Consider the following 23,907-nt stretch of genomic DNA (forward strand, 5'->3'; position numbering starts at 1 on the left):
CTTTTCTGCCGCCCATAGAGACCGATAGTTTGGCTTAAAACAATTACGACAATCTACACACCTACTCCTATGAGGAGGAAAACCAACAGTTTTGACCCCTATTCGCTCTGAGAGCCGATTTGCGCCATTGCCCCGTTTTTGTATCGCAGTATTTTCACTGGTAGAAGGCTTGTTTTGGAAGGCAGGTATTTCCCCGTGTTTTGCCACACCTTGCGAGGTGAACAAATCTGCAGGTAGATGATGTGGGTCGACATTCTGGGTATAAATATTTAATCCAATTCTAGCCCTAAATGGCGCATTTCGACTCTCAGAGCGAATAGGGGTCAAAAAGGATGCGACCCTTAACGGACCACACCCCTTTTGCTGCGACAACCTATCTTTACTCTACATCCTCAAATTCAACCTTATAATCCTCACCAATCGCCTTGCCAACATTTTGAACGTAGCCAGTTATAAGGTCTTCTGCGCGACTCCGTGCCTGTTTTAGCATGACTGTATCCGCTTTTGCTGCCTTCTCGAGGTCATCTTGCGCATTGCTGATTGCTTTATTTTTTTCGCTAATCGAAAGATCTGGCAAGAAAGCTATTGGCTTGTTTTCCGCAACTAGCTGAATGGTTTCCTCCTGCAAGTCGGGCCGGCCAAAAACCTGAGGTTGCGGCATTTTCACTGTAACAACCATACGTGTGCCAACTTTATGCGGATGCCCGATTTCAAGCTTATTTGCGTCGATTCCGTAAGTCACAATCGCATCATATTCGAACCACGACCTCCGGTCGAGGAAAAGAACTTTTGAGGTATGACGAGCAACATTGTGCGTATATACCTTGTATGTCGCCAGTTCCGCCACTGCGCGCGCATTGGAGAAGTCAGGCTCTTTTGCCCCTTTATTTTGCTTACAGCCACACATAGAAAAAAGGCAACCACAGAGACACAACGCCGTAAGAAAAGGAATGATTTTACGCCGCATTTGTATCATCCTCACTCACGTTAGTGTTCTCTGGCTTATCTTCTGGCCATACGATTTTATAGCCCTTGGATTCCAGAAGATTCATTGAAAGCCCTTCCACAACTTTGCGCGCATTACCAGTAGCTAGACTTTTGATATCTGCTTTTTTCTTAACTTCAGAAATGGCATCCTCTTTGCATGCTGTTAGAACCGATGCCTGGTTGATGTTTTGTGCGTCACGCTCAAGACAGTCAATACGATCATCCACATTAGGATCAGATATGGTCATCTCGGGCAAAGTGGGAATAACAACCTTTGCCTTATCGTCCACAGCGTAGGTGATATCGCCAGGGTTAAAACTAGCCTTGAACTGTGCTTTATAGTAAATGTGCAAGGGATCTTTTTTATGTCCATCACCCTTGTATATGGCAATACCTTCGTAGTTAAAATCAACCACAGCAAGTTCATTGATGGCTACTACCTTGCTAATTTGAGCAGAAGTTAAAGTTTCAGAAGGACGCGTTGAGGACCAGCCAACATATCCTCCGATTGAAATAACGGCCGCAACCGCAAGAATTATCAGCACTCCCTTTACTCCTAGGAAGCGAAAAATACGCCCAGCTATCTTTTTTCGTTGCTTTGATCTTTCTTCGGAAACTTTAGCCTTAGCTTTGCGTCTGGCTGTTTTGAGTTCTAATTCTGCTTTAACAGAAGCTTCCTTTGCTTTTGCCTGAACCTCTGCGAGGCGCGCCTGAGCTTCTGCTTCCGTAATGGCTGTCTGCGCCTTCGCTTTTGCAATAGCTAGCTCTGCCTCGGCTTTTGCCTTTGCAAGCTCAATCTCCTCAGCAGAAAGGTGGGTGTCAGGGACCTCAATCATGTCTGCATCCTTGGCTTCGCCAAGTGGATCTAATGCTTCAGAGACGACCCCCCCCCTGACTAATTTCCAATTTATCATTTACTTCTGAGTTGGCACCCATTGATTCCTGAGGCTTCTCATACAAGGAGCCGTGATCCCTTTCATCCACGCCAGACCTCCTAACCTTTTCCAGTAACTTCACCCGGGCAGTGCCTTCATTATATGAAATGCAAATTACGCGGGCTGGATTAATTTGAACAAGGACAAACATAATTCTGTGGGTGGCATTTGTATGCCCAAGCATTTCTTATTATGGGCAACTCAGCTCTCAACTTATGCAAGTTAACGTAACCAGAAGCACATTTTCTCTCCCCTCCCTTATGCTTTCATTACACGAAGATATGGGAGAAGAGATGCTTATACAGCACATACAACAAGAGGGCCAGTGCGACATCAAGGTAGTCGTAACCAGTGCGCCATCTGACCCGCGCGCAACGAGGATTGTTGATAAGCTCAAAACACTCGATGGGAAGCTCATCGCATATGAACCTGGCACTATAACACGCCGCATGCTGCCATATAGCGAGGTGCTATTCATTGACATCCGTGCTCATCAATGCTGGATTCACTGTACTCATGGCATTGAGTTCGAAAGTTCTCAGCGCCTTTACGAACTAGCGGAGTCACTTGCGCATACAGAATTCATTCGTATATCAAAGCAAGTTATTGTCAATTTTGACAAGGTCGTGCGTATCCGACCTGAATTCAACCACCGTCTTATGCTTGAGCTAGAAGATGGTACGCAGGTACTCGTCACACGCAGCTACGTATCCGAAATTAAGCGACGACTTAGCATGCTATAGGTCCAACCATATATCCGTATTCTAAGAAAGGATAGCTATGAAAACAGAAAATGGCACGCTTTCTACCAGTATATTTGGCGAAGCATACGAGCATAAATCATTAACCATAGTTGTACGCGGCATATTCAGCGGCAGCGTATTTGCGGTTGTGTTGCTACTTCTCTCTTGCATTTTTTGCGCAGTAGCAGGCAGATGGAATCAGGGGATAGCTATGTGCTGTTCTTTTATCGTAGCGAGTCTTTTGGGGGGATTGTTACAGCAATTTTGGTTTAGCTATGCACTGCTCATCAAGCCAAACTACCCCATGAGAATTGCTGGTTTTGGTCTCAGCTACTTTGTAGTTCTTGCATTTTGTGCTGCAATAGGCGCGTGGTTTCCCGCAAAAAACCCTAATGCATGGATTGGTTTTACGGTTTCCTACCTGCTCATTCTTGCCATTATTACCGCTGGTTTTACCTTTGCATTTCGCCGTCAAGGCGCCAGCTACAGCGAACGTCTCGCTGCCTACCGCAAACAACAAAACAAGTAACCAGCAATCCAAATCAAAACAAGTAACCATCAATCAAAGTTCCCACAAAGGGGCTGTATCAAAAGTAATGCAGCCCTTTTTGGTGCGCCGAGCTGATGGGTAGCATGCTATCGACTTGCCTCTGTAATGCTCTGCGTGTCAAAAGCCATATATCATTTCAAATGACATCGTTGCGCTTACCAAACGTCACGTATTCTTTCAAGCAGTACAGTCCTGCTTATCAAAGCGTTAGCCATCCCCACGCGAAAAGGGTTCCTAGTTCATCCCACCCCAAAAAGCTTCCTAAAGCATCATCTCGTCCAAAAAGGGTTCACGATTCATCAGCAGGCAACGAAAAGGGTTCCTAATTCTCTTTTGGGGCTACAAATGTGCAGGTAATTTTTTCACCTGTGATGCTTTAGGAACCCTTTTCGACAGCGGGTGATGAATTAGGAACCCTTTTTAAAGTGGGAGCATGAGCAACGAGTCACGCGCTTGCCAAAAGCCATAATTTAAATAAGTTTCGATAGATGGTTCATCTTTCGGCTTCTTCTTTCCTAGATGGTTCATTTTTCGAACTTCGAGAAAATCTGACCTGCGCTTTTACGCTCGCTTACTTCGAAACTTGAACCATCTGTGGGTGTCGTGTTCGAAACTTGAACCATTTGCGGTTTGTATCCCACCTGCACTCGGTCTTTTAGCTAACGCTCATTAATTTAACTAGCACACATGAAGTTTGATGCGATACGTATACATTTGTGTAGGATAATTCTCCCAGCAGTTTTCTATACTAGAAAAAAGTCATTTGAATACCTAGTTTTGCTGTATCCCAACCAGCATTTCAAGCGCGACACAAAGAAGGGATCGCTGTGAATTTGCCTTGGAACCTCATCGTTTCACTGATTGCCACCATCCCACTGACAATCTCCGTCTTTCTTTTTGTCAGACAATGGCATCGCGAACGCAGAGTCCTAAGGTTGGCCGCAGAACTAGGGTTAGTTATTCTTTGCTTGGTATTCTTTATTGGCGGTATCAGTACACAGCTGGGGACTGAGTCGCCTTTTGTTCGCATCGGATTGGTAATACTTGCCATTATGGCGCTCGTTATTATTAGTTTCCCTTTTGTACTCATTATTTCTGCCATTGTGACAGGCATAACTCTTATTCGCCACGAAGGCCTCAAGCCGAGAAACTTGCTTTCCCTAAGTACTGGCTTGCTTGCTCTGTTTTATCCTCTGGCATGGGGACTCTTTCAACCTCAAACTAACAACAGTACTCTTCTCACCATCTTTGGGATTGCATACACACTGTTCTCCACAGCGGTAGCCTTTATTTCCATTCTCTTTTTGCTCTACGTAGTAGCAAGCTGGCTCAATCTTATTCCTCTACATCGCAAGCACTACGACTACATTGTTGTATTGGGAGCAGGACTCAGCGAAGGTCGAAAGGTGACTCCTTTGCTTGCCAAGCGCGTAGAAACGGGCATCAAGGCTTGGCACAAAAACCCCGATAGCACACTTATCATGTCAGGTGGACAAGGCGCAGATGAACTTGTCCCCGAGGCGCAGGCGATGAGCGAATATGCAATCGAACAAGGTATTCCCAAAACAGCAATTATGGAAGAAAACCGCTCGGTCAACACGCTACAAAATATTCAGTTTTCCTTTGACATCATCAACGCTAAAGGCGGCACCAACCCCAACGTCAACCCACATGTGTTAATCGTGTCAGATGACTACCACGTATTTCGCGCACTGCTTCTCGCGCACAACAATGGCTTTATGTGCGATGGACGCGGTTCACGCACACGCCTGTACTTCTACATCAATGCAATGGTACGCGAGTTTGTCGCATTTCTTGTATCTCAAAAAGCCCAACTCGCAAAACCACTGGCTATTGTTTTAGGTCTGGAGCTTTTTGTATTTATCATACAGTTGGTCTCGTAGCGTGTATCAGTGCATTATTTCCCAAGAGGTTACATCCATAAAATGGAGGTATAAGGATGATTGAGTTGGAGAAAAAGATGTTCCCCGTCTATTTTGCCACCTACTCGTCCCCTTTGGGCAAAATTTCCCTTGCTGCCAACACAGAAGGACTTTGTGGGGCATGGTTTGAAAACCAAGCGCATTTCGAAGAAAAGCTCGCTATACGTCTAGGCATTTCAACGGTGGATTTGCCCCACGGCGACATCAAAAGAAACGCAAGTCTCCAGAGTTCGCAGTCTATCTTACTTACCTGCAAATGGCTTGACGCTTACTTTGCAGGTGAAATACCTACTGCCCTCCCTCCTTTTTCTCTTCATGGGACAGCTTTTCAGGAGGAAGTATGGGCACAGCTAGCTCAAATCCCTTATGGCATGCATACCACTTACGGCACGCTTGCACGTCAGATAGAAAACCAGCGAAATGACGGGCGACGCGTATCGCCTAGAGCCGTTGGCTCGGCAGTCGCACGCAATCCTATTTCAATTATTATTCCGTGTCACCGCGTTATAGGTGCAAATGGTAGCCTTACAGGTTATGCGGGCGGTCTTCAGCGCAAACAAAAACTTCTTGCCTTTGAACAAAGGACTATTGGAGTAATGTGACGCAGTATGCATCAAAATATAAATAAAAGCAGGGATAACATGGCAGAAAGCTACCACGAAAGCACCCACAGCAACCCAAAGGAAAATAATGCCAGTCCAAAGGATGCAGACCGCACCTTTATGAATTCTATCCATTTGTTTGCTGGACTGCCTGATGATGCCAAAGAAGATCTTATCTCAGGAGCAATACATGCATTACGGCCAAAAGGATCCATCTTGGTACATGAAGGCGATCCCATTAATTCCATTATTATTGTTCGCTCGGGTCGCATCAAAACATTTCGTACCGACAGTGATGGCCAGGAATATGTATTGGATGTTCTCCATGATGGGCAGGCAATTTGGCATGGCGTATTTATGGAAGAGCAGACCTATCACTACTCCGTAGGATGTCTTACCGATGTTGATCTGTATGTCATTCGCCGCCCTCATTTTGAGGCGCTCATCAAAAACAATCCTAGGGTAGCCATAGGACTTGTACATATGCTTGGCGCAGAACTTTTTGAAGCCGAAGAAAAAATTATGATGCTGGGTATACGTGACCCCCAGCGTAGGCTTGCAGAGTATCTGCTGTATCGAGATGAGCGATGCGTCGGCCCTGAAATTCGTCTTAAGTTACAAGATATTGCGGGCTCTGTTGGACTACGACCCGAGACGGTTTCACGCACTCTAAGTACCTTTGAACGCAAAGGTATGTTGCGTAGAGTTGGACAAGGAAGACTCTTGTTGCTCGATCGTTCTGCTTTACACGACGTAGCAGTTGGAAGCAACTAACTAGACAATTGGGCATGGGGAGTCGCCAGGTATACGAAGATACCTGTTGCAGACAGATGGATACGCGCAGAAAAACTTTGATCCAACAAACCTGAACCATGCAACTCAAATCCAACGCCCCGCAACTCAAAAAGGTTGCTGAATGAAAAGAATCACATCCGTGATGGAGTCGTGGATTTCCCACAACTTGATTCTAATCATAGAACGCGCCTCTCCCCCGCTTTAGATTGGCGTTGTACAACGTGAGGAATTGCTGCGGGGAGATGTAACAGATGCTGGGAAGGGTTCACTCGACAGAGTCGTTCGGTTCGGCCGACGGTCCTGGGGTGCGTTATCTTATTTTTCTCCAAGGCTGCTCAATGCGTTGTCGTTACTGTCACAATGTCGATACATGGGCGCTCGACAAAGGTGAGCTAAGAAGTGCTGATGGGCTGCTAGATCAGGCCGAACGCTATCGTAGCTACTGGGGAGAAGAGGGCGGTATCACGGTAAGCGGAGGCGAAGCGCTTCTGCAAATTGATTTTCTGCTTGAACTCTTTTCCAAAGCACATAATCGCGGCATTAACACCTGCCTTGATACGTCACTTGCGCCTTTTTCACGAAATGAGCCTTATTTTGAAAAATTCCAAAACCTCATGCAGGTCACTGACCTCGTTCTCGCAGATATCAAGCATATCGACCCTGTTGAGCACAAAGCCCTTACGGGCAAGAGCAACGAAAGCATCCTTGATGCACTGCGCTACCTCTCCTCTATCAACCAGCCCGTCTGGATACGACACGTGCTCGTTCCCGGCATCACAGATGATGACGACTACCTCAAGCAAACACGAGCCTTTATCAAGACATTAAATAATGTCAAGCGTATTGAGGTATTGCCTTATCACAGTCTCGGTACCTTTAAGTGGGACAAACTTGGAATCCCATATACCTTGGGAGATACCAAGCCGCCAACTGCAGAACGCGTGGCTAACGCAGAGCGCATTCTTCTTGGAACAGATGAATGCGATGCAAAGCATAAATGCTAAGGAGGCATAGAAATGCAACTTCGTGACGAATGGAGCGGCTTCACAGGAGGCCACTGGACTGAAGACATCAATGTGCGAGACTTCATCCAGAAAAACTACACCCCTTATGAGGGTGACGAGTCATTCCTCGTAGGTCCCACTGAGGCAACCGACAAGCTCTGGGGCAAGGTGCAGGAACTTCAGGCTCAGGAACGCGCAAATGGCGGCGTGCTTGATTGCGAAACCGAGATTGTCTCTGGTCTCACCGCATATGGTCCCGGCTACATCGACGCTGATATGAAAGACTTGGAGCGCATTGTCGGCCTTCAGACTGACAAGCCTCTCAAGCGCGCTTTTATGCCTTACGGCGGCATCAAGATGGCCCAGCAGGCAGCCGAAACCTATGGCTATCACGTAAACGATAAATACGATCAGATTTTCAATGAGTACCACAAGACTCATAACCAAGCCGTCTTTGATGCTTATACCCCCGAGATGCGTGCCGCACGTCACTCTCATATCGTAACCGGCTTGCCAGATACCTATGGTCGTGGCCGCATTGTTGGCGACTATCGTCGTGTTGCACTATATGGCATCGACTTCCTCATCGCCAAAAAGCAGGAAGACCTCGCTAATTGCGGCGATCGCACCATGACTGACGATGTCATCCGCCTGCGCGAGGAAATCGCCGAGCAGATTCGTGCCCTTAAGGGTATGAAAGAAATGGCCAAGATCTACGGCTATGACATCTCTGCTCCTGCTACCAATGCGCATGAAGCCTTCCAGTGGCTTTACTTTGGCTACCTTGCTGCTATCAAGACCCAAAACGGCGCGGCCATGTCTGTTGGTCGTATTTCCACCTTCCTCGATATCTATCTCGAGCGTGACCTTGCCGCAGGGACGCTGAGTGAATCTGAAGCCCAGGAACTTGTCGACCACATGGTGCTCAAGTTCCGCATGGTCAAGTTTGCCCGCATCCCCTCTTACAACGAGCTCTTCTCGGGTGACCCCGTATGGGCAACGCTTGAAATGGCCGGTCTTGGCATGGATGGTCGTCACATGGTGACCAAGAACGACTACCGTTTCCTGCATACACTTGAGAATATGGGGCCTGCACCCGAGCCCAACCTTACGGTTCTCTACTCAAAGAATCTTCCCAAGAGTTTCCGTAATTACGCTGCTAAGATTTCTATCAATACCTCATCGGTTCAGTACGAAAACGATGACATCATGCGTCCTGTCTGGGGCGATGACTACAGCATCTGCTGCTGCGTGTCCGCTACCGAAACTGGCAAAGAAATGCAGTTCTTTGGCGCCCGCGCAAATCTGGCTAAGTGCCTGCTCTACGCTATTAACGGCGGTGTCGATGCTAAGTTTAAGGACAAGCAGGGACGCAATATGCAGGTTGGCCCTGAGTTTGCTCCTATTACGTCTGAATACTTGGACTACGATGAGGTCATGCACAAGTTTGATCTCATGATGGATTGGCTTGCTGACATCTATGTCAATATTCTGAACCTCATCCAATACATGCACGATAAGTACTATTACGAAGCTGCCGAGATGGCACTTATCGATACCAACGTTCGCCGTACGTTTGCCACAGGCATTGCGGGCTTCTCGCACGTTGTCGACTCGATTTCGGCAATCAAATATGCCAAGGTCAAGTGCCTTCGCGATGAAAATGGCATTGTCTACGACTTTGAGACCGAAGGTGATTTCCCGCGTTACGGCAACGATGATGACCGTGCAGACGATATCGCTGTATGGCTGCTTAAGGCATTCATGACCAAAATCAAAAAGCATCACACCTATCGTGATTCTGAGCCAACCACCTCTATTCTTACCATTACCTCTAACGTGGTATATGGCAAGGCAACGGCTGGCATGCCTGACGGTCGCAAGCCCTACACGCCATTTGCCCCTGGTGCCAACCCCGCATATGGTGCCGAGCAGAACGGTCTGCTTGCCTCACTAAATTCCGTAGCAAAGCTCCCCTATGAGTACGCCCTTGATGGCATCTCTAACACTCAAACTATCAGCCCCAGCGCACTGGGCAATGACCCTGAGCAGCGTAAGGCAAACTTGGTGAGTGTGATGGATGGCTACTTTGCTGCAGGCGCACATCATCTCAATGTGAATGTTTTTGATACTGACAAGCTCAAGGATGCAATGGAACATCCCGAAAAACCTGAGTACGCAAACTTCACCATTCGCGTCTCTGGCTATGCTGTGAAATTCATCGACCTCACGCGCGAGCAGCAACTTGATGTTATTGCTCGTACCTGCCACGATCAGATGTAACACCACTCTAATGGAGGAAATCTCCAGCTAGAGATGCTGGGGTGCGGGCTACTATTTGCCAGCCAACGGATTGTGCCATTGGCCATCGTGGGTTTGTCTTGAAGACCTAACAAACCGTCACAACCAATTGGGCTGTGGCGGTTTGTTTTGGGTACATAGGGCAAAATGCATGGCTGCTCGTATTTTGATAGATGGTTCGTTTCGCTAGGTGGTTTATTCCGAAAGATGGTTCATTTCTCGGACTATAGAAAAATGTGACCTGCCCTTTTGTGCTTGCTCACCCCGAAGCTTGAACCATTTGCGGTTTGTATCTGTGGTTTGTATCCCATCTGTGCTCCAAATAGCGAAACTTGCATGTGCTGGAAAGCGTCTTTTAATATTTATATAAAGTTAGTCTATACTTACTTTTTGATATAAACATCTAGTAGCAGAATGCGCATTGAAGGGAACAAAACGATGCGGCAGGAAAAAATCTTTCAGAAGTGGAGTGTCCGCGAAATTGTGACCGCGGTGTTGATGACAGTGTTCACCATTTTGCTGATGTTTGCGGGGTCCTCTATTACGATGCTTAACTACGACTTTGCAATGATTGCCTCAGGTGGTTTTGCCGTGCTTCCTGCAGCCCCCGCCTTTATGCTTATGGTGCTGCGCGTTAACCGCTGTGGCGTTATGACCGTCTTTACTACGCTGGCATCTCTGCTTTTTTGCACAATAGGCAACTTCGCCTTTATGATTCCCTTTTATATCATTGGTGGTATTGCACTTGATCTGATATTTTTCCGCAGTGAAGCCATGCGCCAAAACGTTTGGTATATCACCGCAGCTTGGACCACCTTTAGTGGCCTTTACCTGCTCTCAACACTTCTTCCCTTCTTTCTCAATCTGCAGGCTTACATTGAAAGTCTCAAAAATACCAATGGTATGAGCCAGGAATATATTGATGTGTTCCTACGCTATTTCAGCAATCCTGTCTTGGTTGCGGGTATCGCGGTACTCACTATGGCTCTGGACTTTTTAGGCTCACTCATTGGTCAAAAACTTGCCCACAAACACTTTGAAAAAGCAAACGTGCTCTAATGCCTGTACAAGCAATGACCCTAGCCATCCCCAATATAAAGATGCGATTTGCCGTTGGCAGCAAATTTACCGTACTTGTCGTGCTGGCCATAGCGACATCTTTTCACCTACATGACATCGCATCAGGTGTACTCAGTATGGCAACGATAGTATTTCTAGCTTTCTGCGGACAAGAAAAAATGGCAAAGGCGTTTGGCGGATGGTATTTCCCCATCGTAGGCATTTATGTGGCATTTACCTACTTTGGAATTCGCCCACCCATTTTTTCACCCATGCATATTGCTTCCGCATTCAGAAGTTACTCAGTAGTTATTGCAGCGTTTGCATTGGTAAGTTCACCACCAGGACTCATCAGTGCAGCACTCACACGCATTCATTGTCCCCGTTCAATCATCTTGGGAACTCTAGTTATGCTGCGTTTCTTTCCCACCTTTAGAACAAACCGCCAAGCATTGCGTGATTCCATGCGCAAGCGCGGCTTATTGGACCTAAACTTTATCCTCAAACATCCCTACGAAACCTATGAATATATGCTGGTACCATCGCTGTTGGCCTTGGTCAACAGCGCCGATCAGCTGGCATCATCGGCAGTCACACGAGCAGCAGAAGCCCCTATGGAGCGTACAAGCTATTACGAGCATGCACTTAATTTCGCGGATTATAGCTGTATGGGGATCTTTATCACCCTCGCCACATCCGCAATTATTTTGAGTGGGGTATTCGCATGAGGGAGACGTGGACAAGTAGTACTGCTACCAACAACAGTTCCACTCCCATTGTTGATTTGCGCAATGTTTCATTTGCCTATAGAGCTGCAGAAGAAACACTGCATGATGTATCGCTTAGCATCCAGGCTGGAGAGTGTGTTGTACTTTGCGGCGCTTCGGGCAGTGGTAAAACCACCTTGATTCGCTTGATAAATGGTCTAGCTGGCGGCTACTATGCAGGCAAAACTAGCGGAGAAATTATCATCAACGGCAATATTGCGCAGAAGATTCCGCAATGGAGGCGCGCCGAGACCGTCGGTAGCGTGTTTCAGGATCCAGCGGCACAATTCTTTTCGAGTCAACTTGCTGGAGAAATAGCTTTTACCTGTGAAAATCTTGGCTACAACCACAATCAAGTCGTACGTAATACCGATCAAGCTATTTCTACTTTTAAACTCGATGATTTGCGCAACACCCCAAATGATGCACTTTCAAGCGGACAAAAACAAAAGCTTGCTATCGCTTCGGTTATGGCTCCCCACCCCGCACTGCTCGCAATGGACGAACCTTCCTCCAACCTTGACGAGAGTACGGGCTGGGCCTTGGGCAAAACTCTTGCTCAGCTCAAAGCCAGCGGGCACACCCTTGTTATTGCCGAACATCGTATTGCTTACTTGATGAATGTTGCTGACCGCTTTTTCTACGTGCGCGACGGCCGCATCCAAGCAGAACTTACACGCAAGCAAATGCTTATGTTGAGCGACGATGAGCGCCGCGCCATGGGTCTGCGAGCACCGCGAAAAATAGTCCGCCCTGAACTTCCGTTGCCTCAGCTCATCCCCACGAACACACATGCGACACCTACCCTAGAAGTGCGTCAGGCAATGATGGCATTTGACCACCACCAGATATTTTCAGATGTGTCTTTTACTGTCGATCAAGGACAGATTGTTGCTCTTACAGGCATAAATGGAGCTGGCAAGACTACTCTCGCACGCATTATCGCGGGTCTTCTTAAATCAAAAAGCTCGCAAATTCTCATCAATGGCAAACGGCTTTCAACCCAGCAATTACGTCATAGCGTATGGTTTAGCCCCAATGATACGCGGGCGGAATTCTTTACCACCAGCGTTGCCGAGGAAGTCATGCTGCTCGTTCCTCCCAATGAGAAAAATGAGAGGTTCGCACAACGCGTCTTGCATGAGCTTGGACTCTGGAAGCTAAAAGACCACTACCCTGCAACACTTTCAGGTGGACAAAAGCAGCGACTATCTATTGCCTGTGGCCTTGTTGCACGCAGACAAGTGCTGATACTCGACGAACCTACAAGCGGTCTTGACTCTTACAATATGACACGCCTTGCTGAAACTCTTAGCTACGCTGCCCACAAAGGACAAGCAGTGCTTGTTATCACCCACGACAATGAATTCATTTCCAGCTGCTGCACTCATAACTACGAGTTGGCAAGCAAACCCTCTCACTAGATCGAGAGATAAAAGAGGTGCTGCCTGCAAAGCCAGCACCTCTTTTATCTGAAAATCTTTTTATTGCATATCAGATATTAGTTATCGGTCTTGCGGACCTTCATACTCAGAGCCACCGCAACTACAGCAACACCTGCAATAGAACTGGCGATAGGCAATATGCTTGTATCGTCACCAGTCTGAGGCAGCACCTTCCTCTTGATCTTCTTTACCTTAGTCTTTGTCTGAGGTTTGGGAGCAGGCTTAGGCGTAGGCTTAGGCTGCGGTTTGGGCTCGGGTTCGGGATCAGGCGTAGGAGCTGCAACCGCAAAAGGCAGCGTCGGCACTTCGAAGTCTTCGGCAGTACCAACAACACCAGCAGAATCAGTGGGAACCAAAGTCGCACGCGTATTAGTAGCCAGAGTGTAGTTGCCTGGCTGAGTAGGAGCTTGTTTCAAATCAACCTTGTAGGTCAGATGCACTGGCGCAAAGTTGGAGATGTTCTCATGGCTTGTCAGGGTGATTGAATCAGACGCAACATCATAGGTCAGGGTGTAGCGAAGCTTTGTGGTATCAGGATCAACAAACTCCCAAGTATTCTCACTCTTCTTGTTTGCGGTCAACTGAGTATCGCCCACGGTCAGAACAGCACTACCAGCCTGGAAGTCAAAGTTGTAGTTATCGCCTTTACCCATCGAGTCGGTAATCTTGGTCTCGGGACCGCAGGCATACAAGATATTATTAGCAATCTCACCGAAGCCTATGTCCGTCTTGCCCTTGTTAAGTTCGTCCATAAACTTCTTGGAGAAATCAGAGTCACTGCCCGTACGCACAGCAAAGCAGTGATAACCTTCCGCAACCATTTGCTGATATGTGTTGTAGGCTTCATATACCGCACGGTCAACAGCCATTGCATGCTTTGCCTGGGATCCATGCTCAATAAAAGCAAAATTAGTATCGATAATAGCGCCCGTAGCAGGGTCTTTTACTTTAGTAGTTGCGTCATTACCATACTTTTCAAAATCTCGTGCGTAGGTATCGCCATCAGCTGCAACCCACTCTTGAAGTTGAGTGTAATAGGCATTCCAGCTACCAAAAGGCATGGTGTAGTCAGAACTATCAGGAGTGCGCGTTTGCCTCCACTCATCAATCATTCCAAAATAGACAAAACTTCTCAGATCACAATCACTGGCGGGCTTTTTCGAATTCGGATCGGAATAAGTGTACTGATAGTAAATATCCTTTACTTTGCCATCACTGCCAGTAAAGAGACGGGTCAAACCGTCACTTACCAAAATCATATATTTACGATTGGCGGGGGTTGCGCTATCGCTATCAAGCATATCCTTGGCCTTAAGCAGACCGTCATGCATATTGGTACCGCTCTTGATGCTGCCCGTGTATCCATTCTGAATAGCAGCCTTAAAAGCATCAAGACTTCCTGCATTCAGGGCAGATAAATCTTTTTCTACCTTGCCATCGCCCTTGAATGAAACAACACCAACCTTAACCTGCTCAGCACCCTTGACCTCAGTCACCAATTTGTCGAGGGTATCAAGAGCGCCATTAATTGCATCGTCTTTGCAGCTAGAGTTATCTACTACAAATACGATATCAGAGGAAAGCTGAGCCTCGGAACTGGGCACCTGAAGGTCAATCTGAGCTGTCTTACCCTCTTCAAGCCACTTGGCGGTCTTGGACTTCTCAATATTCCAAGTAGTATCTAATTCTTTCGCTTGCGATACGACAGGCTTAATACCAAACATCGACAACGACATGGCTACAGTCAACGCTGCAGCAGTGACATTGCGGAGTGTTTTGCTTACAAAGCCATGTCTTGCACTCCTACGAATGTGCATTTGATTCCTCCTTACTACATTTAACTTACTACATTTAAGCTAGATTTAGGACTTCTATAAGAATACTTGTTTTTCTTTTACCTGCAGCCCAAAGCTTCAGTAAGCGCATTGTTTTTTTCGGTATAGAACCACAAAAGCGCATTGTGAAAGGTAATTTGCAACGCAGCGCTAAACTTTATACTCCACTAATAACAGCGCCAGAATCAACTGCAGCAACAGCCAGCATTGTTCGCGTAGCAAAACCTGTTTTGCTTAACATACTTTGAATGTTGTTACCCACAGTGCGGTCAGATAAGCCTAGACGCGATGCAATCTTGGCATTGGTTGCGCCTGTTGTCAGCTCGCGAAGGATACGAACTTCCAGCGGCGTAAAGTCACTCACCAACGCATCACCCAGCTGCACCTCAGGTGCAGAAGTAGGAAAAACTCGCTCGCCTGACATTGTGCGATGTATAAGCTCGACAAGCGATATATCACTTGCAGTCTTGTACCAAAATCCATCCACACCAGCGCTTTTTGCCCGCGCAATAAAATCCACTTCGGGTTGGGAGGTTACCACCAGAACCTTTATTTGAGGCATGCTTCTCTTGAGCTTTGATGCTGCCTCGAGTCCACTCGCACGACCTGCCGTCACAACATCCATCAGCACTAAATCCACGGAATGCCCTAGACACCACGCCTCAGCAAGTGCCGCACTAGCAAGTGTTCCTGCAAGCTCGCACTCCTTCGATTCCTGCACAATAAGCTCAAAGAGGCGCGCAGCGATGGGGTCGTCTTCTACTATCAGTACCTTATGCATTATCCGCCTCGCTTTCGTCTCCTTGTAGCAACAACACCAGCAACTTAAACTGAGGCCACACTTCAATCTGCATTGCACCACCCGCAGATTCTATTTTTTTGCGCAACGCCGTAAGTCCACCACCTTCAACAATAGGCCCCTCTGGCACCACACCATTATTAGTAAGTTCACAAGACCAGCCGCTGGTAAGGCGTTTTCCCTCAATAAAAAGTTCGTCACCATGTGCATGTCGCATGAGGTTCGTCAGCGCCTCCGCCCCCGCTGCCAACAGTAGACTTGCCGCTTCACCTTGCTGTGGCAATTCTCCCCATGTCTGCAGCTTTATACCTACCGATTGAGCGGTATCGCGTAACTGCTGCAAAAGGTCGGTTTCTTCAGGCGTTTCTTTTCCCTTTTCAGACAGAACAAGCTCCGCACTAAGCCGCCAGCGATTCCAAATGCCTTCAACGACCGCTACATTGGAGCATTCATTGCGCAGTAGTGCATGGGTCTCTGCCAGCAACCGCCCCAACTCATCATGCACCGCAGCCTTACGGTCAAGGAGCTCGCGTTCCACCATCAAGGATTCAACATCCTGCGCATAGGCATGGAGCTGCTGTCCACGCTTTGCAAGCAAGACGTTTTTCTTTTCGAGCTCACGATTGAGCAGTATAAGTTCGGTAACCTTATACGCAGTAATTTCTATGGCCTCCTCGCCACGATAGGGAATATGGGCTCGATGTAGACGCCAATATTGTCCTCGCAACTCCACGATAACATCCTCGGCATAGAGTTTCGCCAGCTGGGCATCTCCAGAAAATTCTCCCGCTAGCAACATCTCCCAAAAAAGCTTTGCGTTATCAAGCGGAGCACCAAAAAACTCATGGCAAAGCTCATCCATACACACATTAACAAGGATGATTAACCCGTTATTTTGGGCGAAGACTACACCGCTAGGCATCGTATCGATGCCTTCTTTTATCGCAGTTGCGGATGTCCTAATTGTCAGTGGGGATAAGATAGACATTACGAACACCTCCCCAGTGGCATTGCAAGCTCAACGCACCAAGAGTGCCCATCAAGTTGGGTTTGTACCTTTGCACCCAGACGCTCTGCTCGCCTGCGTGTGCGCAAAATACCTTCCGCGGCAAAAGCATCCTCGGCACATTCCAGCTGTAGATTTAACAGCAAATAATCCACTTCTACTGAAAGATTTACCAACAAAGCTGAGAGTGTCGGATAGACCCATTCGACAAGCTCTTCAAAAAAGTCATATGCTACCTCGAGATTTTGCAAGGAGGCCTCTGCCTCACCTGAGTTCAACACCGTAGCACTTCTACCTGCTTCGCTCAGATGATCGCATGATTCTCGCAGACACCAGAAAAGCTCGCTGGTACTTGCCATAGGATGCTGACTTTCGATGATGACAAGATTGCAACGACGCTTGATGTAACAACCCACCACACAGAGCTGTGCTAGGAGTTCGGAACGCTTGTCTACAAGCGCCTCTCCTTCATCAACTAAGTGGTGAATCAGGGCAAATTTATCCGCAAGGTCATGTTCAATACGGCTAAAAAGCTTTGCACGCACATCAAGCTCTGCTCGTCTGCGTTTGATATCAACACGAGCCTGCGCTAGCTCTGCATTTTCCATTAGCTCTGTGCTCTGCTCTTCTAACTGGTGGCGGGCTTGATATTCCAGACTGTTATCTTCAACCCAACAAAAACTGCCTCCTGACACGGAGATACAGTGCACTGATTTGCCGATGGAAGCGCTCTGCTCCCAATGAGTGGACGCATTTTTAGAAGCCACTAACACCTGACCCTGCTCGTCAAGCAAAGCTGCCTGGAGCGAAGATGCTTCAAATAGCTCTTGATAATTACTGTTAGTACGAATAAGCCCCGCTGACATCAAACTCTCATACTCAAACATCACAAGCAGACAATAAAAGCCAGTCATATCTGGGTGCTCAAGCAGCGGATATAAAACCCCATACATAATGCCCACAACAAGCGGAATCAGTGGCATTACCAGCCAATTTCGACTATAGGGAACATGACTGCGACGAATAATGATAACTATGGTTCCAATGGCACACGCAATAATAAATGCTATAACGATATAGCGAAGAGGACCATACGTATAGCCGTATCTATCCCAAAAGGCAGAATCTGAAAAGCAAAACATCAGTTGATGTACGTCATTAGAAAACACACCAAACGCGAGTAGTACTCCAATGACAAGAAGTACTACATGTTGCCAAGTGGGATGCCAAGCCATAGGCTTGTTAATGGAGACAGCACAAACCACGCTGAGAGCTGGTATTAAACAAATAGGCAAATAGTAGGTATACCAAAGGTAGCGAACGAGCGTAGCGTCTTCTACATAGTGCCATTTGATTATGCGTATTATCATCCAAAGCAGCATCAGCGCGACTATGCCTAATAGCAGATAGCGTGTCCATCGCTGAACGATATTGCGCACGCGAAAAAAGCTCCAACCCAAAAGCACGAAAATCAAGTAGAAGCCATATATAAGTCCTGGTGAAGATACAAAGGGTCCTAACCAACTGCCCAAAAATTTCCGTAGTAAAAACCAGATAAAAAATGCAGCTAAAAGCAACGCTGTTGCACGATAACTCCGCAATTTTCTCAGCGCCGTCTGCATCGCTCTCCCATCGTCTTTGTCATTTATTGTGCAATGAGCACCGCAGATAAAAAAGAGTAATTCTGCTCTATGCAACAAGTGGTAGCTCAGGCACGGTAGAGATAACAAATGACCCTCGTTGATGAAGGGAGCAACTATGGGACTGTTTGATCGCTTCAAAAAAAGCAACTGTGAAGTCTGTGGCAAAGAGGTTGGTGCTTTGGGCAAGTGCAAGATAGATGATGGCTATATCTGCAAGGATTGTGCCAATAAGCTCTCTCCCTTCTATCAGGGTCGCAAGAAATCTTCCGTGGAAGACATCAAAGCACAACTAGAATATCGCGAGGCCAATAAAGCCGACGTTGCAGCATTCCAGGCAAATCGCACGCTTGGCTTGGATGAAAAGGTCATGATTGATAGCGTTAAGGGTAATTTTGTCGTTGTGCGCAATGGACGCAATTGGAAAGAAACTAATCCTGACGTTATCCCCCTAGCACAGGTCACCGGTGCACAGCTAGATTTTGATGAAGAGCGCGACGAAGAAACCTACACAGACAAAGATGGTAACCGCAAGCAGTATGTACCTCCTTGCTACACCTATTCATATTCGTCAAAGGTTGTCGTAAACGTCAATAATCCTTGGTTTGATGGCTTTACCATTAATGTATCTAGCGGAAGCACTTCAATGCCGCACTCCTTGGAATCCGAGCAGGCACGTATGGCAGCGCAGGAAATTTGTGAAGCTCTTACCACGGAGCGCGAGCGTATCCACGAATCCATCGAAGCAGATCGCGCACCAAAGACGGCGATGACCTGCCCTCACTGTGGTGCCACAACAACTCCCGATGCAACAGGCTGCTGCGAATTCTGCGGCGGCGCGATGGCATAGCTATGGCTGCAGCCTGACAAGTTGTAGAAGCGTATTGGGGGCATAGGTTCATCGAAAAACGGATTGTAAGAGACAACCCTATGCTCCGCAGCGTATATGCCCAAGCAAATCTATAAAGTCGTGCTCATTCCAAATTTGCGGCACTGGATATGTAGGGTTACCCTCACTCACAGCACGCTTGGCAATTTTGGCAAAATCTTCTTCCCTTAGCGCATCAAGCTTGTTGGGAATACCAAAATGCACATTTAGCATTTCTATCGCCACAATAAAAGCGTCTGCATTGTAAGCATCACTTGCGCCACGCTTTGCCACGCTTGCACAAAACGCCAGTTCAGCAAGGCGTTTTTCTGCTGATTTGCCATACTTGCGAAATACATATGGCATGATAACTGCATTTATATAGCCATGTGGCAAACCGTAAAGTCCACCTATCGCATGAGAAATTGCATGCACATAGCCAATGAAATTACGGTTGATGGCCCAACCCGCATCATAAGACGCTTCAAGCAGAGCAAGTCGCAATTCAAGATTTTGTCCATCATCAAAAGAGCGTGTGAGATTTTGGAAGATTGTTTGCACAGAACGTGTTGCAACAGCGCTGGTCTTCTTTTGGCAGAAGCGATTGGTATACGCCTCGACTGCATGTGATAAGGCATCCATACCTGTATGCGCGGTAATTTTTGGCGGAAGAGTCAGCAAGAGGTATGGATCAAGAATCGCCACATCGGGAACCAGATGCAAATCGTTGATGGGATGCTTGAAATGAATACCATCTGATATATCAGCAATCACTGCACCCGCAGTAGCCTCCGAACCTGTGCCCGCGGTAGTTGGCACTGCAATAAAATACGGTATCTTCCGCCCAACGCGCATCGTACCTGAAATATCTGCAACAGTCTTTCCAGGATTAACCGCCAATGCTCCTGCAATCTTTGCGCAGTCAATAACCGAGCCGCCACCAATAGCAAGAATGGCTTCACAGGAACCTTCTTGATACGTCTGTGCACAATGTGTCGCATGCACAGTTGTAGGGTCAGGCGCAACATCAGAGAACACAACGGGCGTGATTCCAGCTTCATCCAGCATCTTCTGCAGATCATCTAGCGTATTGCGTCGCAGCGTACCTGCTGTTGTTACCAACAACACCCTGCGTATACCCTTATTACGAAGAAGCGTCGCACTCTCAAGCACACTACCCATACCGCTTAGTTTTTTCTGCTTGTCTGGCTGTGCGCTCATGACCACACTAAAAAGAAACTGCCTGCTACGCATCAAGCCATTCATAAAAACCTGCATTCAATTGAATAGTTGCTCGAGCAGAGCATGCTGCTACATCATCTTGCCGGGATTAAACTTTGCATTGGGAGCAGAAGGCTGAAGCTCTTGGTTGCTGCGACCATATCCACTACCACCTGATGTTGCAAAAGGCGAGATTGTTTTACCTGACAGATCATACTGTTCAAGAAAACTATTGATGATATGTGGAGCTACTCCCCACCAAATAGGAAAGCCAAGATAGATTTCATCGTACTGAGCGATATCCTCAACCTTGTTTGCAATCTCAACGCGAGAGCTCTTGTCGTTCATTTCAACAGAACTGCGACTACGCTTATTAGTCCAGTCCAAATCTGCAGCCGTATATGGGTGCAGCGGCTTAATCTCAAAAAGATTCGCACCTTCCTGTTGCGCTAGCTTTTTGGCAGCTCGCTTTGTTACTCCACTTGCAGAAAAATAAGCGACAAGTTTCTTAGTCATTTTCCGCCCCCATTTCGCCTTGCGCTTGCATAGGCACAACTACACTTTAACGCGAAGTAAGATACTCACCCATATTGCCGCGAGCAGTTAACAAAGCCACACCAAAGAAAAAGCGTTCACTAAAGGAGAAATTGCCGCAGACTGGTGATAGCACCAGCATATTATCACCGCATCCTCAACAGGCTATTTTTTACCAAAGAGCGAGGTACATCGGCCATTTTTGCAAGTTCCTCGAAGACATCAGAGTATTCGTCCATAAAATCAATAGCAATATCAAGTACGTTCGACTCAGTCGAAACGAACCGAATAACTACCCAAGATCGATTATTTCTGAGAACTGTCACAGGCCTACCACTCCTAACTTGAAGCGTAGTATACAGGAGTGATTTAGGTAATTAATAAGGAATGCATTAGACACTTTTTCTCGCAGTATTTGAAAGCGTGACATTATGTGGTTGCTAGCAGCTATTGGATCGGCAGTTTTTGCAGGACTCACTTCTATACTTGCAAAATGTGGGCTGAATGATACAGATTCTGATATTGCGACCGCACTACGAACGATTGTGGTTTTAGTATTCGCATGGCTGATGGCAGGTATCGTTGGGTCTGTAGAAAGCATTACCACTATTGATGCAAAATCCCTGCTGTTCCTCGTGCTATCTGGGCTGGCAACGGGTGCATCATGGCTTTGCTACTTCAAAGCACTATCCCTTGGAGACGTGAATAAAGTTGCTCCTATCGACAAGTCTTCTACGGTTTTAACCATACTTGGCGCTACGTTCTTCTTGGGTGAGAACGCACATCTTGCCTTAAAACTTATGCTCACAGCTCTTTTGGCTGCAGGAATTTTTTTGATGATCGATGAGCACCAATCATCCGCACAACAACCAACTTCGCTTCAATCGACCACACGTAATTCTTGGATAATCTATGCGTTATTCTCTGCCACCTTTGCTGCTGCAACAGCAATTCTTGCAAAAGTCGGCATTACACATATCGAATCAAATCTCGGTACTGCTATTCGTACCTGTGTGGTACTTGTTATGGCTTGGGGCATCGTATTTATGCGGGGCAAACAAAACCAGCTCAAATCACTCAATCACAGAGAATTGCTCTTTATTATCCTCTCTGGATTGGCAACTGGCGCATCGTGGCTTTGCTATTACTACGCTATCCAAAATGGCATGGTAAGCATCGTTGTTCCCATAGATAAACTCAGCATCTTGGTGACTATCGCATTTTCAGGAGTTGTATTTTATGAAAAGCTGTCACGAAAAGCTGCTTTGGGTTTGATCCTCATGTCAGCCGCAACTATTGCAATGGCAATATGGTTGTAGGCATAGAGCGACTATAGCTGCACAGTCTGGCTTATCATGCTCACAGTAATCTACAGGGCTACAAACGCAGCAATTGCATCACTAGCGTATTGGGCAGTACCTTCTCCAAATTTATCAATATTCTTCTTAAATTCTGGATTGGCAGAATAACCAGCTCCAATGTAGCCAAAAACCTCACGTGAGCAGTCAAAAACATAAGTGTTCATATGCTCAAAAAGCTGATTTGCAAGCTGCAAATTTTCCTTTGCCGTAGCAGGAATGCCTGCTGCCAAGTTTGTCGCAAAAGCACGAAATACCTGATTGAATGCCTCGGCGATTTCTTCTTCCTTACCCTTTTGACGATGCTGTGACTCATCAATAACTTCGTTACCGTAAAGTTTGCGAGCCTCACTTTCGTATGTTGCATTATCCTTCCAAGAAAAGCCCTGGAATTTCTCTTCTACTGACATAGTGGTCTCTCCCTTATATGCACTAATGGTCTTCTTCAATGTGTTGACAAGCATGTTTAGTTGGTTTTGCTCATTTTGGAGAAGGGAAAGCTGGCTCTCAAGCATCCCTAGGCGATCTTCTTTTGCGCTCTCTAGTAATCCGCAAATCTCTTCCAATGAGAATTTAAGTTGACGATAAAACAGAATACTCTGCAATGTATCAAGGTCTTCATCGCTGTAATAGCGATATCCGTTTTTTGCTCGCTTTGGCACCAGCAAACCGATTTGATCGTAGTGGTGTAGCGTACGAACGGATATGCCCGAAATCCTAGCTGCTTCTTGAATAAAATACATACACCCCTCCTCCGCAAACAGTTATAAAACCTCACACTGCGTAAGGGTCAAGCATATTTTCAATATTTTTTGCTACGAGCTCTATCCTCGTGAATACAAAGCGGACTGTGCCTAACTTTTCTTAAAAGGATCCATCTAATTAGAACCGTAATAGTGAATTGATTGTTCTAGGTATCGGCGCTTGTAAACGATGGGATTTGCGGCATTAATTTCCGCATAGCGAGGGCAATGTTCATCATGATCATTGATAATGCCACAGGCTTGTAAATGAGAATACACCGTGATGGGTCCCAAAAATTTGAAACCGTATGCCTTGAGCTCCTTGGAAATATGCGCGGAAAGACCATTGCTAACAGGAACCCAACCCTGCGCATGTTTGTTATAAAGCACGGTTTTTCCGTCTGTATGAGCCCAGAGCCACTCAGAAAAACTTCCCTGCTCCGCACGTAACATTTGAAAGCAACGCGCATTGCTAATTACTGCCGCGATTTTGCGACGTGAGCGAATCATGCCTGGATAAGACATAATTCGCTCGATATCAGCTTCGTTATACGCCGCGACTTTCTCATAGTCGAAGCCATCAAAACATGTGCGGAAAATCTCGCGTTTCCGCATCATAAGATCCCAAGAAAGTCCGCATTGCATCACTTCCATCATGAGAAACTCAAATTGCTTTTGGTCATCGTGAACGGGCGTACCCCACTCTTCATCGTGGTAGCAAATATTTGCCTCACTCGTGGTATCCCAATCACAATACGACAAAAGTCAGACC

The 23,907-nt window shown here is 46.8% G+C and carries 23 protein-coding genes; 12 read left to right on the plus strand and 11 right to left on the minus strand.

Annotated elements, in window-relative coordinates; genetic code table 11:
* Positions 1-379: 379 nt before the first annotated feature.
* Positions 380-847: a DUF4230 domain-containing protein gene (locus tag ACO5JD_RS03915; protein ID WP_484987760.1), complete on the minus strand. Its 468-nt coding sequence runs from the start codon at positions 845-847 to the stop codon at positions 380-382.
* Between the two features lie 109 nt (positions 848-956).
* On the minus strand, positions 957-1,823 hold the full coding sequence (locus ACO5JD_RS03920; RefSeq protein WP_484987762.1) for a DUF4230 domain-containing protein: 867 nt from the start codon (positions 1,821-1,823) through the stop codon (positions 957-959).
* A 359-nt stretch (positions 1,824-2,182) separates the two neighbouring features.
* On the opposite strand from ACO5JD_RS03920, the gene ACO5JD_RS03925 reads away from it, so the two are divergent.
* From ACO5JD_RS03925 to ACO5JD_RS03970, 10 genes are all read left to right on the plus strand, one after another.
* The gene (locus tag ACO5JD_RS03925; protein WP_484987764.1) at positions 2,183-2,665 is read left to right on the plus strand and encodes a LytTR family DNA-binding domain-containing protein; all 483 of its coding nucleotides are present in this window, start codon (positions 2,183-2,185) and stop codon (positions 2,663-2,665) included.
* Between the two features lie 37 nt (positions 2,666-2,702).
* The gene (locus ACO5JD_RS03930; RefSeq protein WP_484987766.1) at positions 2,703-3,194 is read left to right on the plus strand and encodes a hypothetical protein; all 492 of its coding nucleotides are present in this window, start codon (positions 2,703-2,705) and stop codon (positions 3,192-3,194) included.
* Positions 3,195-4,042: 848 nt separating this feature from the next.
* Entirely contained in the window at positions 4,043-5,119 is a 1,077-nt protein-coding gene (locus tag ACO5JD_RS03935) for a YdcF family protein (protein ID WP_484987768.1), read from the plus strand.
* A 56-nt stretch (positions 5,120-5,175) separates the two neighbouring features.
* Complete coding sequence (locus ACO5JD_RS03940; RefSeq protein ID WP_484987770.1) at positions 5,176-5,760, plus strand: methylated-DNA--[protein]-cysteine S-methyltransferase; 585 nt, start codon at positions 5,176-5,178, stop codon at positions 5,758-5,760.
* Between the two features lie 39 nt (positions 5,761-5,799).
* Positions 5,800-6,534, plus strand: coding sequence for a Crp/Fnr family transcriptional regulator (locus ACO5JD_RS03945; protein ID WP_484987772.1), 735 nt, complete (start codon positions 5,800-5,802; stop codon positions 6,532-6,534).
* A gap of 272 nt (positions 6,535-6,806) precedes the next feature.
* Positions 6,807-7,559 carry a pyruvate formate-lyase-activating protein gene (gene pflA / locus ACO5JD_RS03950; RefSeq protein ID WP_484987774.1) on the plus strand — a complete coding sequence of 251 codons (753 nt, stop codon included), beginning with the start codon at positions 6,807-6,809 and terminating at the stop codon, positions 7,557-7,559.
* Between the two features lie 12 nt (positions 7,560-7,571).
* The gene (gene pflB, locus ACO5JD_RS03955; RefSeq protein WP_484987776.1) at positions 7,572-9,842 is read left to right on the plus strand and encodes a formate C-acetyltransferase; all 2,271 of its coding nucleotides are present in this window, start codon (positions 7,572-7,574) and stop codon (positions 9,840-9,842) included.
* Positions 9,843-10,298: 456 nt separating this feature from the next.
* Entirely contained in the window at positions 10,299-10,919 is a 621-nt protein-coding gene (locus ACO5JD_RS03960) for an MptD family putative ECF transporter S component (RefSeq protein ID WP_484987778.1), read from the plus strand.
* On the plus strand, positions 10,919-11,647 hold the full coding sequence (locus ACO5JD_RS03965; protein ID WP_484987780.1) for an energy-coupling factor transporter transmembrane component T: 729 nt from the start codon (positions 10,919-10,921) through the stop codon (positions 11,645-11,647). The genes ACO5JD_RS03960 and ACO5JD_RS03965 overlap by 1 nt, the downstream gene beginning before the upstream one ends.
* The gene (locus ACO5JD_RS03970) at positions 11,644-13,110 is read left to right on the plus strand and encodes an ABC transporter ATP-binding protein (RefSeq protein WP_484987782.1); all 1,467 of its coding nucleotides are present in this window, start codon (positions 11,644-11,646) and stop codon (positions 13,108-13,110) included. Before ACO5JD_RS03965 ends, ACO5JD_RS03970 begins: the two co-directional genes overlap by 4 nt.
* A gap of 77 nt (positions 13,111-13,187) precedes the next feature.
* On the opposite strand, the gene ACO5JD_RS03975 is transcribed toward ACO5JD_RS03970, so the two are convergent.
* From ACO5JD_RS03975 to ACO5JD_RS03990, 4 genes are all read right to left on the minus strand, one after another.
* A complete protein-coding gene (locus tag ACO5JD_RS03975) occupies positions 13,188-14,948 on the minus strand; it encodes a vWA domain-containing protein (protein WP_021625105.1) in 1,761 nt (586 codons plus the stop codon).
* A gap of 175 nt (positions 14,949-15,123) precedes the next feature.
* Positions 15,124-15,747, minus strand: coding sequence for a response regulator transcription factor (locus ACO5JD_RS03980; protein ID WP_021625106.1), 624 nt, complete (start codon positions 15,745-15,747; stop codon positions 15,124-15,126).
* Complete coding sequence (locus tag ACO5JD_RS03985) at positions 15,740-16,753, minus strand: hypothetical protein (protein WP_484987784.1); 1,014 nt, start codon at positions 16,751-16,753, stop codon at positions 15,740-15,742. Before ACO5JD_RS03985 ends, ACO5JD_RS03980 begins: the two co-directional genes overlap by 8 nt.
* Positions 16,753-18,393 (minus strand): histidine kinase N-terminal 7TM domain-containing protein, encoded by a 1,641-nt coding sequence (locus ACO5JD_RS03990; protein ID WP_484987786.1) that lies wholly within the window; start codon positions 18,391-18,393, stop codon positions 16,753-16,755. Before ACO5JD_RS03990 ends, ACO5JD_RS03985 begins: the two co-directional genes overlap by 1 nt.
* Before the next feature lie 136 nt (positions 18,394-18,529).
* Here ACO5JD_RS03990 and ACO5JD_RS03995 point away from each other — a divergent pair, with 136 nt between their 5' ends.
* Complete coding sequence (locus ACO5JD_RS03995) at positions 18,530-19,261, plus strand: DUF4428 domain-containing protein (protein WP_484987788.1); 732 nt, start codon at positions 18,530-18,532, stop codon at positions 19,259-19,261.
* Positions 19,262-19,339: 78 nt separating this feature from the next.
* On the opposite strand, the gene ACO5JD_RS04000 is transcribed toward ACO5JD_RS03995, so the two are convergent.
* The 3 genes from ACO5JD_RS04000 to ACO5JD_RS04010 all read right to left on the minus strand — a co-directional run bounded on the left by ACO5JD_RS04000 (position 19,340) and on the right by ACO5JD_RS04010 (position 21,360).
* Positions 19,340-20,557, minus strand: coding sequence for an iron-containing alcohol dehydrogenase (locus ACO5JD_RS04000; RefSeq protein WP_484987790.1), 1,218 nt, complete (start codon positions 20,555-20,557; stop codon positions 19,340-19,342).
* A gap of 33 nt (positions 20,558-20,590) precedes the next feature.
* Positions 20,591-21,016 carry a flavodoxin gene (locus ACO5JD_RS04005; RefSeq protein ID WP_484987792.1) on the minus strand — a complete coding sequence of 142 codons (426 nt, stop codon included), beginning with the start codon at positions 21,014-21,016 and terminating at the stop codon, positions 20,591-20,593.
* Positions 21,017-21,180: 164 nt separating this feature from the next.
* Entirely contained in the window at positions 21,181-21,360 is a 180-nt protein-coding gene (locus ACO5JD_RS04010) for a hypothetical protein (protein WP_021625112.1), read from the minus strand.
* Between the two features lie 105 nt (positions 21,361-21,465).
* Between ACO5JD_RS04010 and ACO5JD_RS04015 the strand changes: the two genes are divergently transcribed.
* A complete protein-coding gene (locus ACO5JD_RS04015; RefSeq protein WP_021625113.1) occupies positions 21,466-22,353 on the plus strand; it encodes an EamA family transporter in 888 nt (295 codons plus the stop codon).
* Between the two features lie 50 nt (positions 22,354-22,403).
* On the opposite strand, the gene ACO5JD_RS04020 is transcribed toward ACO5JD_RS04015, so the two are convergent.
* Together ACO5JD_RS04020 and ACO5JD_RS04025 are read right to left on the minus strand one after the other, a co-directional pair.
* Positions 22,404-23,135, minus strand: coding sequence for a MerR family transcriptional regulator (locus tag ACO5JD_RS04020; RefSeq protein WP_484987794.1), 732 nt, complete (start codon positions 23,133-23,135; stop codon positions 22,404-22,406).
* A gap of 135 nt (positions 23,136-23,270) precedes the next feature.
* Positions 23,271-23,897 (minus strand): DNA-3-methyladenine glycosylase I, encoded by a 627-nt coding sequence (locus tag ACO5JD_RS04025; RefSeq protein WP_484987796.1) that lies wholly within the window; start codon positions 23,895-23,897, stop codon positions 23,271-23,273.
* Positions 23,898-23,907 lie beyond the last annotated feature (10 nt).

It is taken from the genome of Olegusella sp., assembly GCF_057238325.1.